10 protein-coding genes and 1 pseudogene are annotated in these 14573 nt (G+C 29.2%); 10 read left to right on the top strand and 1 reads right to left on the bottom strand.

The window, feature by feature from the left end:
• The first annotated feature begins 465 nt into the window (after positions 1 to 465).
• The 4 genes and pseudogenes from N4597_RS06350 to N4597_RS06335 all read left to right on the top strand — a co-directional run.
• A complete protein-coding gene (locus N4597_RS06350; protein ID WP_260902956.1) occupies positions 466 to 1389 on the top strand; it encodes a ParA family protein in 924 nt (307 codons plus the stop codon).
• On the top strand, positions 1382 to 1825 hold the full coding sequence (locus N4597_RS06345; protein ID WP_260902955.1) for a hypothetical protein: 444 nt from the start codon (positions 1382 to 1384) through the stop codon (positions 1823 to 1825). Before N4597_RS06350 ends, N4597_RS06345 begins: the two co-directional genes overlap by 8 nt.
• The gene (locus N4597_RS06340; protein WP_260902954.1) at positions 1822 to 2532 is read left to right on the top strand and encodes a hypothetical protein; all 711 of its coding nucleotides are present in this window, start codon (positions 1822 to 1824) and stop codon (positions 2530 to 2532) included. The genes N4597_RS06345 and N4597_RS06340 overlap by 4 nt, the downstream gene beginning before the upstream one ends.
• A 185-nt stretch (positions 2533 to 2717) precedes the next feature.
• A pseudogene (locus N4597_RS06335) lies at positions 2718 to 3178 on the top strand (transposase); the annotation flags it as partial.
• A 419-nt stretch (positions 3179 to 3597) separates the two neighbouring features.
• Here the strand turns inward: N4597_RS06335 and N4597_RS06330 are convergent.
• Positions 3598 to 5847, bottom strand: a complete 2250-nt coding sequence (locus tag N4597_RS06330) for an N-6 DNA methylase (protein WP_260902953.1) — start codon at positions 5845 to 5847, stop codon at positions 3598 to 3600.
• Positions 5848 to 7065: 1218 nt separating this feature from the next.
• Here N4597_RS06330 and N4597_RS06325 point away from each other — a divergent pair.
• The 6 genes from N4597_RS06325 to N4597_RS06300 all read left to right on the top strand — a co-directional run bounded on the left by N4597_RS06325 (position 7066) and on the right by N4597_RS06300 (position 14457).
• A complete protein-coding gene (locus tag N4597_RS06325) occupies positions 7066 to 9360 on the top strand; it encodes an AAA family ATPase (protein ID WP_260902951.1) in 2295 nt (764 codons plus the stop codon).
• Complete coding sequence (locus N4597_RS06320) at positions 9335 to 11377, top strand: UvrD-helicase domain-containing protein (protein ID WP_260905238.1); 2043 nt, start codon at positions 9335 to 9337, stop codon at positions 11375 to 11377. Before N4597_RS06325 ends, N4597_RS06320 begins: the two co-directional genes overlap by 26 nt.
• A gap of 435 nt (positions 11378 to 11812) precedes the next feature.
• Complete coding sequence (locus N4597_RS06315) at positions 11813 to 12292, top strand: spr1630 family ClpXP-sensitive toxin (protein WP_260902950.1); 480 nt, start codon at positions 11813 to 11815, stop codon at positions 12290 to 12292.
• Positions 12293 to 12323: 31 nt separating this feature from the next.
• Positions 12324 to 12578 carry a hypothetical protein gene (locus N4597_RS06310; RefSeq protein ID WP_260902948.1) on the top strand — a complete coding sequence of 85 codons (255 nt, stop codon included), beginning with the start codon at positions 12324 to 12326 and terminating at the stop codon, positions 12576 to 12578.
• 22 nt (positions 12579 to 12600) lie between these two features.
• Complete coding sequence (locus N4597_RS06305) at positions 12601 to 13776, top strand: spr1629 family repressor/antitoxin (protein ID WP_260902946.1); 1176 nt, start codon at positions 12601 to 12603, stop codon at positions 13774 to 13776.
• A gap of 480 nt (positions 13777 to 14256) precedes the next feature.
• Positions 14257 to 14457, top strand: a complete 201-nt coding sequence (locus N4597_RS06300; RefSeq protein WP_260902945.1) for a hypothetical protein — start codon at positions 14257 to 14259, stop codon at positions 14455 to 14457.
• Positions 14458 to 14573: the final 116 nt, after the last annotated feature.

Genomic DNA, 14573 nt, shown 5'->3' with positions numbered 1-14573 from the left:
TGAAATAGCGTATATTTTACGTGATGATGAAACTGATGTATGTTTCTACGACACGTCTTTTAAAAATAAATCTGGCATTGAATACCAAGCTAATTTAACGGTAGTTAAGCTTCTAACGCCTTTTTATTGTAAGGAAACTGAAAAGGAAGATGTTAATGGCTACAGCTTCATAAATTTCTATTGTATTCCAAAATATTTAGATGAGGCTATAAAAGATATTATACTGGTTAATGTTTGACCAATGATTTGAAGTCGCTAAAAGCTAATCTTAAAGATATTTTAAGGAGGTCCTTTTTATGAGACGTTACTTTCACTTTTTACATAATTTTATGTTTTGGAGTTGCAGTAGGCGAAATTAATAAAAAAGATAAATTTAAATAATAATTAATATATTTTCTAGTACAATTTTAGAAAAATTCATATTTAATTTGATATTAAAATAAAATATTTTTGGAGATGATTATAATGTCTGATGAAGGAAAAGTTATTAGTTTTATTAACATGAAAGGTGGCGTGGGTAAAACAACACTCACTAAAGAAATAGGCTATCATCTTGCTACTGTAAAAAATTTGAAAGTTTTATTAGTTGATGTAGATCCTCAAATTAATTTAACACAATCTATTTTTCGTAAATTTGGTTTTGCTCCTAGTGAGAGTATTGCCCATTCAATGGAAAAATCTGAAGAAATTGATAGTTATAGAAATATTAAAGTTACAAAAGCTTCTATACAAAATATTTTAAATGGCAATATTTCTAATCAAAATCCAACATCTGATTATACTAAAGCTATAGTTGATATTCCTAATACTAACCTAAGCATAATACCTGGTGAATTCGGTTTGGACTTTACTAATAGAAATTTAAATGGTGGCCAATTAGAAAATGGACTTTATAATTTTATATATAAGAATAACTTAAAAAATAAATTTGACTATATTTTAATTGACTGTCCACCTACATACTCTTCATACACAATTTCAGCATTAAAGCCTAGCGATTACTATATAATTCCTGTACGACCTGAAGCTTATTCAATATTAGGAGTTAACATGCTAGAAGAAGTTATTAAGCAAATAAAGAATGAAAATGAGGTATATTTTAGAGACAGATCTCTTCGTAATTTGGGAATTATTTTATCAGGGGTTAAAGAAAATGATAGGAAAGGTATAGAAAATTTAATTGAAGATATTGCATCTAGTAGTGTTTTAAAGGATAATAATATCGAGGTATTTAAAAATCGTTTTTTATATAATTCTAGTTTACAAAACAATATGGCATACTTCATTACTGATGGTCGAGCTGAAAAAATATCCAAACCTAATTTAAATGATCTTACTAATGAGTTGTTGAGCCGCATACAACACATGGAGGATGAGAAAAATGAATGATATTGAAATACTAAAAAAAATATTAAAGAAATTATCATTGAAAAATTCAAAAAATGAATCTATTTCATTACTATATGCTTTGTATACAACTATTTTATTATCTAAAGAGTTATTTAAATTTAATGTAGATATTAAAAATTTTCTTGTACCTATTTTTAATAAATTACAATCTCAACCTGAATTTTCAAAACAAAGAAAACCATTAGAATTTGGTGACTATGTATACAAAAGCCGATCATTAATTATTGCTCGATTTATTAGAATCATTCAAAAGTCAGAAGATAAGTCAATTGATATTTTAATATCAGCCGCTCAAGAATTAGTAGATTTCAAATACAACAATGTTTCTAAAAAAGCACCAACAACTGAAAAAAAGAAAAAAAGCCATAAAAATTCAGTTGATGAATTACTTAAAATATTTGGTAGATATCAATGAATTATATAGATGAAATTAATGAATATAGATTGTTTTGTAAAAAATATTATCCTTACTCTGATTCTAATTCTTTTCTTAATGATAAGGATAATAGAATATTTTTGCTACACTTATTTCAGTTAATTAATTTGTTTGAAATATATACAGACTATGATGTTTCAGATAATAAACATTTAGAACAAATTAGTAAAATGATACTAACAATTCTCTTAGATTTATTATTGGCTATTCCTACTAATAATGATCTTTTTGTCTCTATATGTATACGACAATTATCTGAAAAATTATTAGATTTAGTCTATTCTGAATTTTGCGAAAAAGATATCTCTCAAAAAAATTTATTAAAAATACATTATCGTTTTTTATGGGAAAATGGTATACAAAAGTCTATTAGATATAAAGAACTTGCAAACCGTGACAAAGAATACCTAAATCAAATTAATAATATTTTCAAAACTGAATCAGATATAGTACATTTTAAAAATAAACATTCAAGTACTGCTATTTACTTAGAGGAAATTATTAAAACAGATATCAAATTTAATCAAAATATTCTTAAACAGCGAATAAATAGTATTCATGTTTTTTGTATCGATTTACTACCTAGAATTCTTAAAATAGATTTTAATAAATTTTCTATGAATCAGAAAATGGAATATATAAACTTAGTCAATTATCTTAAACCTAAACCTTTTAAGAATAATTGAGTTCTAGTGGAGGCTGGGAAAAAACTCCAGCCTCAAAAGAAAAGCCTGTGATTGAATCCAAAAAATTCAATCACAGGCTTTTTATGTACACAGGAAATCATTCCTGATATGATGTAATAAACCACTAAAACACATAAAAGGTGATTTCCATGTATCAAAATTATAACATAGGTCAAACATAATTTATACTAAATTATGACTTTACAGTCCCTCAAAATCATATTACTCGTTTAATTAATATCTTTGTAGATTCTATTCCTCAAGAAGAATTATTAGAAGAAAATACTGCGACAACTGGTTGGCCCGCGTCTCATCCGGCAATCATGCTTAAAATCTTGTTATTTGCTTATGCTCGCCAAACTTACTCTGGTCGCAAGATTGAAACAATGCTGGAAGAAAATTTACCTATGCGTTGGTTAGCTCAAGATCATAAATATAGCTACCATACCATTAATAACTTCCGTAAAAGTCAACATGCAAGCAATTTGATTAAGAAAGCTTTTATTATTTTTCACTTGCGCTAAAGGATCACAAATTAATAAACGATGATGCGGTCTTTATTGACGAAACTAAAATTGAAGATGATGCCAATAAATACTCTTTTACTTGGAAGAAGTCTGTCCGAAAATATCATGCTAGTTTAAAGGAAAAGATAAAAGCTTTCTGTTGAAGAATGACAGGCAATCTACCGGCGACGTAAGTACGACGTAGAACCTGTTTTCGATCACATGAAGAGGGATTTTGGTGTGCGCCGAATGCATCTTAGAGGATAAAAGTCCGTCGAAAATGATATTGGTTTACTCTTAATAACCATGAGTTTAGAAAAATTGGGCAAAATGGTGATCAAATTAGGTCTTAACAATTAGAAAAATCCGACTCCAAATTTTGGATAATCTCAAAATTTGGAGTCGGATTATTTTGAAGCTAGAAATCGTTAGTTTTTCCCCAGCCTCTAGGAGGATCTTAGAGGAGTATTTACATACATCTCATTATGGAGTGTGCTTACAACATATCATTACTATAGTACAAGTATAAAATTCGAATTTTTTCAGTTTTAGGTATTTTTTATATCATTTCATTAATTTTAGAAGACACAGCTTCTTCTGCTTCTAACAAGTCATTTTTTAATTTATCATATTTTGAAACATATTCATTTACAAAATTATTCTGAACTTCAATATCAAAGTATTCTATATAATATTCACTTAATGATTTTTCAGAGATAGTCAGTTTCGAAGTCCCATCAGCTAAATCAGAAACAATTTGCTCTCTTATTGCAGAAAAATACCAATTGTAGAATTTCAAATTAATTTTATAATCTTCGTTAGGCTTCATTACGTAACATAAATTACTTGCTACAAATTTTCCATCTACATATTGACTCTTTCCTAACGAACCACTTGCACTAGTAGCATAAACCAGTGCTGGACCCTTTTGATCATAATAATCACTTTTTTTCCATTCACTTGCGGCTGTTATAAAATTGTACTTTCCGTCTGGATTAGCTTTACTAGAAGCAAGAGTTCCTTTAGTTAGGTTGAAGAGTTCTTTAATCTTTAACATGTTGTGTCCATTCTCACTTTTATCAAAGCCGGCACAATTTAATTTTCCATTCTTAAAGATTAACTTTTTCTTGCTTACACCTTGTATTTCTTTAGAGTTTTTTATTGCCGAAAGAACATTATTTTCATAATCATTCCATTTATTATACTTGTCAATGCGACCCTTGTGCTGTATTGATACTAATCCATCTTCCTTGAGATTATAAAATAATACTTCATCATCTTCCTCGTGAGGTGTTTTTGTAAATCCAAAAATAGATGTATTAACAGTCCTACCTTGTTCAGAGAAGAGCTGAAGTGGCATTTTAATAACATAATCCAATCGCGCATTTTTTAATAATTTTTCTGTTAAGCCAGTTTCTTGATTTTTAGTTAAAGTTGGACTAGGCATAATAATAATCAATTTTCCATTGGTTTCTAAGTAATCTATGGCCTGTTGAGCAAATTTAATAGAATTATTATTTTCATAAGGCGGATTAATTATACATTTTGTTGGTTTTTGTTTCTTAATATATTTATATAAAACTTCATCTTTTTGATTAACAAATTTTTGTTTAGTATTTTTTTCTAAAAGACTATCGCGATATAATACATTAGAGCGCCCATCACCGTGTAAAAACATATTTGAACATGATAATGCAAAGAGAGTTGGGTCGATTTCAAAGCCAATTAATCTATGGTTTCTAATTTCTTCTAATTTAAGTTCATCATCTTTCGCTAAATTATTTAGTTTTTCCATGGCTTCCATGAGGAAACCACCAGTTCCAGTACAAGTATCTAAAACCACGTCATCCAAAGTTAATCTAGCCAATTTTACCATTAAACTTTTGATGTGGTCGGGCGTCAAAATTATATTTTTATTTTCAATTTTTCCTGATCTAGACAGAAATACTTTGTATGCTCTTCCTAAAAGATCTTGCTTTTCTTCATTTTGGAATGGAAGGTAAATATTTTTGTATATATCATCTAAAAGATTCTTGTATTCATCCAAATTAAATTCAACGTTTCTAATAAAAGAAAATTGGTCTATCCAACTGTATTTTTTTGATAAATTATTAACTCTATTCTTTAATTGGATGTTGATTGCATTTAAAAGAGCTTCACTCATACATATTGATTCTGGAATTGCTTGCTCTGTTTTTGCAATCTCCTCTTCACTAGGCTTATCAATGGACTTATAAATTGAACGAAAATTAGCATTAGTTAATGCTATTAACATACCTGAAAAAAGTAAGCTCCTTTGGGTGTCTTTAACATTACTCTGATTAAAGTGTTCGTTTATATTTTTTAAAATTTTTAATAATTTATCATCTGAAATATTTTCTCCTTGTAGATGCTTATTTAGTATTTTTTTTAGATTTTCTATTGAAACAAATTTATCTGTTACGTGAAACTTTTGTATTTCTTTTTTGTCTGGAGTAGTATAAAAATATGTTAATTTTACTTGACTTAATTCTTGTCCTGATATTGCAATTCCTATTATGTTTTTGTTAATAGAATTATTTAACATATATGATTTTACTTGTTTTTCTGCGAGAGAGTGTTTTAATGCTTTAGCTTCGACGATAATAGAAAAATCAGGACTGTCCCAAAAAAAGTCAGGATAGCCTTTGTTTTGTGTACCTTTTTTAGATTTGAATTTATACTTATCGGGGATGGCAGATTTTTCTATGAAAGTTGTAGGACCATAAAACTCTCTAAAAAGATTTTCAGTATTTGTTTCTGAAACTTCATAATCGGTATAAATATCCATTTATGCCACCACCTTTCGTGTTGACACAAAAAATAGTCCACTATCTAAAAAAGATGGTGAACTATGCAAAAAAACCTTGACAAATAAGCGTTGGCTATTTACATAATCAACGTGCGTTGTGCGTTGTGCGTTGTGCGTTGTGCGTTGTGCGTTGTGCGTTGTGCGTTGTGCGTTGTGCGTTGTGCGTTGTGCGTTGTGCGTTGTGCGTTGTGCGTTGTGCGTTGTGCTAACATAGCAATCTTCCTTCCAATTATAATTAAAAATGTCTACTAATTCTTAGCATAATTATCTATTCTTTCAATAACTATACCATACTTTTGAGTGCATAGTTCATTGCATTGAATAGGATAGTTACTGCTAATAATTGTTTACTATCACCATTAGATATGATTATACTGATTTAATTCATGAATATATAATTAGTTGTTTATCCATAAGCTAATTCATCGTATTCAATATACTATAGTATATCATTTAATCATTTGAAAATTTATATTTTAGTATAGTAACTGAAACTTGTGCTTTTTTACTAAAACTAGAAAAATACAAGGATACTCGCATTATAATTTAAGTGCAGAAATAAAGGAGTCTGTACACTATGTTCAGTATAAATTATTCTCAAGAAAATAACGAGTAATATTTCTCAAGCAAATGGGTAAAGAAAAAATCATTCGCCAGGTAGAATTTTTTGAATAACAGTTGCATTAATTGGCAAAAGTTTGTCTGCCATTTTGGCCCGTTCTTATTCAAAAAAGTGTGTTACTAGCTCGCGTTTACGACTATGATAAGTACAAGTTTCTACACATTTACTTTTTAATATAGACTAAAGTTTAAAATTATGATAGTTTTTGTGGTTATTTAGTTATTGTGATGATGACTTATAATCTGTTAGCTTGGTAAGAAAACTGCTAAATCAGCTTACAGAAAGTGAAGCGACAATCCTAATAAAACAACTTGTTGAGAAATTTAACAGTAATCTACAACAAACTATCATTTTTCATTTTCAAAATGAGTGAAAAAATTAATCTAGTATAGTGATATCCTGATTATATTAAGAAAAAAGTAACTTTTTAGGTTCTTTTCTTTCAAGTTGCAGATATAAGTGGAAGCATGGTCCATTGCACTTAAATAAGTATTTATATCCGTCTTTATTTTAATATATAAATAGCCGATTAGTTATATGTAGAGTCATATTTATATAAATGGAGATGGTGACGTATGTTTTTAAAAAGCATTCAGTTAGAACATTATAGAAAATTTGAAAAAAAAGAGAAGATAGAATTTGCACACGATAGTTGGAATTCGGATAATACTGATAATTCTAAGGAAGTTGCGGAGTATATTTCTAAGAGTTCCACGCTAATAATTGGGGGAAATAATTCTGGAAAGAGTACCATTATTAATTTATTAGCAACTATTCAAAAGTGTAAAAGTGGTAGTAGAAACATCTTTAGTTATAATGATTTTAATTTAAAGTACTTAAAACGTTGGTATGATGACAATGTTTTTAAGTCCCAAAATGAAAGTAATACAGATAACGTAGAGAAATATCCATACTTAGAATTTATCTTAGAAATTGGTGTAGACGAAAATGAAGATATAATTTCTAATTTAGAAAAAATTTTAGTTGTTGGTGACATTAATGAAACGAACAGTAATAATAAGCAAACGGTTGTTACTATTAAGATGAGGTATGAACTAGCTGATACTGAAAAATTTAAAAAAGCATTAAAAGATTTGGAAGATGATAAAGCAGATATTTCTAAATTAATGAATACTGGGATAAGAGACGATATTTCTATGAATGGAGAAGTAAGCACTAGGAAAGAAATAGAGGATAAGGAAGATAGTCAAATATCAAAAGATGATAATCTAAAAATAAGATATCGTTATCAGTACTTATATAGGAAATTTTTAGAAATTATTTCTAAAGATTATTTTGTCTTAAACTTCTATTCTTTAAATTCAGATGCTCCCGTACAAGATTTTACACTTGCTCCTTTAATAAAAGTTAAAACGATTGAAGCAAATTCAGTAAAAAATAAAGATACCTTATCAAGGGCATATAATAAAATTGTCAATACCTACATTAAGAATAATGGGATTGAAGATTTTAAGAAATTCATAATTGAAACTAATTATAAGTTATTGGAAGCAACAGATAATAATATAAAAAGTATTTTACAAAATTCTATAAAAACAGTCGAATCGACCAAGAATTTAGAAATGAATTTACATCCTAACATTACGTTTGAAAAAATATTTGAAGATAACATTGTTTATGAGTACATTGAAGATGGAAATTATATACCTGAAGATCAGTTTGGGATGGGTTATACGAATTTAATGGTGATTATTGCTAACATCGTTGATTATATAAATTTGTATGATGGTGAGGATATTCATGGGGCGATAAATATTTTGTGTATCGAAGAACCTGAAACCTTTATGCATCCACAAATGCAAGAACTATTTATAAAAAATATATCTAAAGCTATTACTAAATTACTCGGAAAAGTTGACAAGAAAACTTTCCAAATGGTTATCTCTACACACTCTACGCATATTTTAAATGGTAAAATTCACTCAGGTAATACACTTGATAATATTGTTTATATGAATAGTAAGTATATTAATAATGATAGAAATATTACGAATTTGTTGGATTCTTTGTTAGAAGAGGACACAAATGAGATGAATTATATAAAGAAATATATAAGTTTAGAGTTAACGGATATATTCTTTGCAGATGCTGTCATTTTTGTTGAAGGTCCAACAGAGGAAATGTATATCAAATATTTAATAAGTGAGCGAGAATTACTACAGACACATCATATCAAGGTTTTCTCTATTGATGGAGCATACGCACATAAATTATCTAATTTATTAGAAACATTAGGTGTAAAAACAATTATCTACACCGATTTAGATTTAAAAAGAAATAAAAGTGAAAAAGATGTAAAAAAAAATGATCCAAATTCTATGAATATAAAAAATGTAACAGAAAAGTATTCTGGCAAAGACTGTTGTTTGACAACTAATCAGACACTAAAAGAGTTTGTTGCTGAATTTAAAAAAGAAGATATTGAAGATATTAATAGTAAAATTTTTGAATTATTAAAAAATAATTCTGAATTTTTAAAAGTAACAATGAGAGAAATATCTGTCTATTCGCAAGGAAAAATATTAGGCTCTTACGCCACAAGTTTTGAAGAAGCCTTAATTTTAACTAATTGTGTTGAAAAATATGAAAGTAAATTAGAATGTTTATTAGAACAAACGCTTCCCAGAACAGATTGCATTAAACTCAATAATATTGAAGATAAAAGGGCAGATTATTCGTATTACTATCAAGTAAAATTATCAGATAAAAAGCGCATATTTGCTACAAACTTAATAAAAATGTTAATGAGTAGCGGCAAGGATAGCCTGTTGATACCTAGATATATAGAGGAAGGGTTAAAAGAAATAGAAGAATACTTTGGAGATGAAAAAGTTGAGCATGGTAGGTAATAGTGAGAAGTTCAACCAGGAACAAGAAGTACAGCAAGAAATTTATAATTGCATCGATAATTATAAAAGTTTTTGTTTTGATGCTGGAGCAGGTGCTGGAAAGACCTATGCACTTCAAGAAACAATAACGTATATTTTAGAAAATTATTTTGGAAAAATAAAAAGGAAGACACAAAAAATTCTATGTATTACGTACACAAATGAAGCTAAGAATGAAATAATTAACCGAATTGGGAGAAATTCTGAGGTTATAGTGACTACTATTCATGATTTTTTGTGGGATTTTATTGCCAATCAACAATTACTTTTAAATCTTGTTCATAAAGAAAAATTAGAAAAAGAAGTAATATCGTTAAATAATGAAATAAGTGAACTGACTAAAAAGTTCGAAATAAGCAATAAAAAAGAAGAGTTTGATTCAAAAATTAAAGAAGAACCCTTTTTAAAAGCCTTTTATGAATATTATACTTTAAAAGCAAGTGACTTTAGAAAAAGACTTAAGCCATTTGTTGGCGACGATGAAACTTTATTGTCGAATGTTGGTAATTTCAAAAAATACGTGAATAGTACCATTAAACTAACAAAGTATAACGAAGCCTTAAATAAAATTGAAAATCACAAGAATGCAATTAAGATTAGCTACTTACAAAATAGAAATAGGGATAGGTTAGAAGATTTCAAAATCAGTCATGATACGTTATTGGAATATGCTGAGGAAATTATTATTAAGAGTAACTTACTCAAGAAATTGCTAAGTGATACATATCCATACATATTGATTGATGAATATCAAGATACTAGTCCTAAGGTAGTAGCTACTCTTATGTCGGTGTTGGAATATAAGAAGTGCAGAAATGAGAATGATTTTTTGATAGGCTTTTTTGGCGATAAAGCGCAAAAAATATATGACCAAGGGGTAGGAGAAATTTCTGATAAATCATTAGTTAATATACAGAAAGAATACAATCGACGTTCTACTGAGGAGATTATTGATGTAGTTAATAAGATACGTAATGATAATCTTAAACAAAAAAGTATCTATGACAATTTTTCTGGTGGTAGTTGTAAGTTTTATTATGTTCAATCCGGTTTTAATTTTAAATCTTTTATACAGAATTTAGAAGTTGAAGGTGATAGTGCTTGCTTAACTATGAAAAATGAGGAAATTGCTGAGTATAGAGAGTTTGAAAAATTATACAGTAGTTTAAGAAAATATAAAAGATTTCAAGGACAACGTTTTCAAGATTTAAATACAGAATTTTTAGGGAATATTAATAATCTAAAAAAGATGGGATGGTTTCTACGGGAACTTTTAGCATTGGTAGATTTTATAAAAAAAGCTAACAATTCCGATACAGTCGTTGGAGATTTGTTATCTTTCCTAGATAAAAAGCCAAGGGTAACATATAAAGATGTAAAAATATTTTTGAATCAGATTGCCAAAATAAATCGTGAATGTACGTTAAAAGAGTTGATAATGAGTGTACAATCCATAAAAGGAATTCTTAGCGGGGAGGAATTTATAAAGGCTATCTTTTCTACTGATGGCAACACAATGAATTACATAATTAATTCAGCGTATAGATATTTAAATTTAAATGATACTGAAGAAAGCACGCAGAATATAAGTGTTGAAGAATTTTTTGAACTCTCGTTTAAGCAATTTGAAAACTGGTATGATTATGTATATAGAGAAGATAATAATGATGAGATGGCATACTATACTTTACATGGAGCTAAGGGACTACAATTTAAGAATGTGGTTGTAATTATTAGTGATAAATTTGCTAAACGAAAAAACTATTTTAGCCATTATTTTAAATACTATTGGAAAAATATTAATAATATGGATGAGAATGACGCAAAGTATTATAAAGAAGCAAGAAATTTGCTGTACGTAGCTTGTTCTAGAGCTATTACAAACCTTCATGTAATCTATATTACTAATGGTATAGATGGTGATATAAAGAATACGATAGAGCATATATTTGGAGAAATTGAGGAAATAACTAATTAAATTAGCTCGAAAGAGGAATAGTTTTAATTTAAGGTTAAAGAACTTCTGAATCTCCACACAACTCCAGGTGTAAACGGTTTTGGCATCTGGAGTTTTTCCATTTTTTATCAGAATTAAAAAATAAGTTGTGGACCAAGTTCTTTGAATCCAAAGTTAACAAAAAGGAATTCTAAGAGGAAAAGCGCTAGTTTCGTAAAATTAAAAAAAAGCGATACATACAGAGTTTTGATGGACAAAAATTTGTATGAATGTAAATTCACATTCTGATTGTGAGTTTGAGAATCTTTTTATTAATTGACTGTTACTGCTATTTTGTTATGGAATACTTTTATACTTTCGGTTAATAATTTACTTTAAAAAAACAGAGTAAAATACTTTCTTTTTTTAAAGAAAGAAGTATAATTAATTACATAAAGAAAATATGAGGTGGAGCGGATGGATAGCAATATTTCCTTACCAAGCGAATTATGTCAAGCAATTGTAGATGGTATTTTGAATGGGTATAAAGATTATCTTGAGGCAAGAAGACAAGCTTATAATGCTTTAAGGGTTAGCGCAGCGTATGCCTGGACAAAAGGTAATCATATTGATTCTAGTGTATACAAAGAATTTGAAAAATATAGGCAAGTTAAAAGCTCGGTGGAGAAAGCTGGATATGCTTGGGAATATCTTCAATTTATTTTGGAAGATACTAGTGGTGAGAAGTACTTGATAATCGTGAAAAATAGTCGGGGAATTAAGAAGGCTTTCAATGGGCAAACGGATGGCGCTAAAACGAATAGCTATTTACGTGAATATGCTGGTATAAATAATTCGTTTATTGACAGGACTGTTTTGAAAACAGTCCCATCTGAAAAAGTTGTTCAACTAGAACTTCCAGGATTCGGAAGAGAGAATAAAGAGATAACGCATTGAAAATGCTGTAAGTTACGATCGGTTTTATATTGTGACATATGAATTTGATTCTCAATCTAAAATGATTAGTAAAATCGCTTTGACAATACCAAATCAAGCGGAAATGACTTTAATTGAAGTTGCGGATTTAACACCTTTAATAGAGAATAGCACCTATTCAATTAGTGATGAAGAACTTGAAGTTGCTAAGACTGATAAACTTCCGGATGGTATTTACGATGAAAATCAAACATTTGGATATGAGGTTGCTAGCGAGAAACAAACTGATACAAAAGAAGCAAATTAAGTAAAAAGTTAGGATGATTTTCATGTTTTATGGGGAGGAACTAAGTAGCCTTAGGAAATTGAACGGTCTCTCTCGCAAAGAACTAGCAGACAAATTGAATATAACTGAACAAGCAGTATGGCAATATGAAAATGGGCTTATGTTACCTCGAATTGAAATATTGAATCAATTGCGTGGTTTATTTAATGTAGAAACAAAGTACTTTTTTTCACCCAGCAATCTTATTGATAAGGTTAGTGAGGAAAGGATTGCATATAGGACGAAGGATAGGGAGTCAAGAAAAAAGACCAAGCTGGAACTAACTTTTTTGAACTACGTTGACTATTATATCAACTACTTTGAACAAAATCTGTTGTTGCCTCAAGAATCTATAATAGCTATCAGAAAAGAATGCCTGCGAATGCTTAAAGAAAGTAACTTGGAAAGAAATGAGTTAATTAAAGTAATTGCTACATTTGCGAGAAGAAAATTAGCTCTAAATGATAATAAAAATTTGATGTATATCCTCGAGCGTAGTGGGATTTATATTCTTGAAAAGAATTTAGGCGCACAGATTGATGCCTATAGTACAGTTACAAATGATGGTCGCTTGTATATAATTTTGGGGACGTTCAAAAAGTCTGCTGTTAGAAGAAATTTTGATTTAGCTCATGAATTAGGACACTTACTATTACATGCTAATATAGACATGGATATTTTAGTAGCTACTGAATTAAAAGTTATTGAAAAGGAAGCAGATTTATTTGCGTCTATCTTTCTTTTACCAGAAACAGAGTTTACTAATGATTTTTTAGCCTTAAAAAGGAAATCTAATCCGGATTACTATATTGAGTTAAAAAGAAAGTACTTGGTTTCAATTGCTGCTTTGGAGATGAGGGCTTATGGATTGAAACTGATAACTTATCAGGAGAATCGATATTTTTGGGGACAATTAACCAAAAAAGGTTATAGGCAAATTGAGCCATTAGATAATGAACTTCCACCGATAAGGCCGGGAAAGGTTCGTTCGCTTCTAAAATTTGTGCTTGATAAGAAAGTAGTAAACTTAGATGAAATGTTGAGTCAATCTAATCTACTACCTAAATTTCTTATTAAATTATTTAGCTTAGACAATGATTTTTTTGATCAATATTTAGAAGTGAAGAAAGATTATTATAGTAATGCTAAAGTCATAGATATGGCAGCTTTTCGCAATTGAGTATAGAGAGATAAAAAACTTATCCATATCTTCAAAAATTGATTGATTACTTGAATGGATGGTAGTAGCTTTAGGCTAGGAAAATAATGATAGTTACAACATAGGTTATTGAAAGAAGGGGCAGCTAGAGATAGTTGTCCCTTTTCATTCTAAATTTTTTACTGGTGATGTAATTATGTCTGTTGGTTGAAGGTAAAATAGTGCTAATTTCGATAGGAAACAAAAGGTTGAAACTACTGTTTTGGAAAGAATTGACGGAAAAAAGCATATATAGTTGAGAGTGAAAACGGTTGCTAGGCAGAACGGGTGTGAAAACTAGTTAATTCCAAGTAAGCTTTAGGGAAAGTTCGGAAGGCGTAACTACTAGGAAGAGTAGTATAAAAACATTGTTTGTGACGAAATTTCCGCGAAGGGAAAACTCCTTGAAGGTGGTATAATTAGCGTAGATATAGACGTATAGCGCCAATGGAAGTGGGAAAGATGAAATTGTATAAATGGAAAAAAGGCGATGGAAAACAGCTATTAGGGTGTTTAGTAGCTATTTTAATTGGTGGCGTTATTGCATTGCCACTCTCGATTTTAGGTGTTACTTCAATTGATGATATAATCATTCCGGTTTTCTTTATTGTTGGCTTTATTACCTTTATTGGCGGTATCTTTAAATGGATATTTAGATTGTAAGAACGAGAGTGAGTCTGCAAAGGCTCTTTTTTGATATCTACTGTTAAGGATGAAAAGATGGACATCACAGTGAAGTATGGGATAAAGAGTCCATATGGTAACGTATTGGATGCAGG

Source organism: Ligilactobacillus agilis (genome assembly GCF_025311475.1).
Lineage (GTDB): Bacteria > Bacillota > Bacilli > Lactobacillales > Lactobacillaceae > Ligilactobacillus > Ligilactobacillus agilis.
The sequence above is the reverse complement of the archived record's forward strand: the minus strand, read 5'-3'. Positions and strand labels throughout refer to the sequence as shown.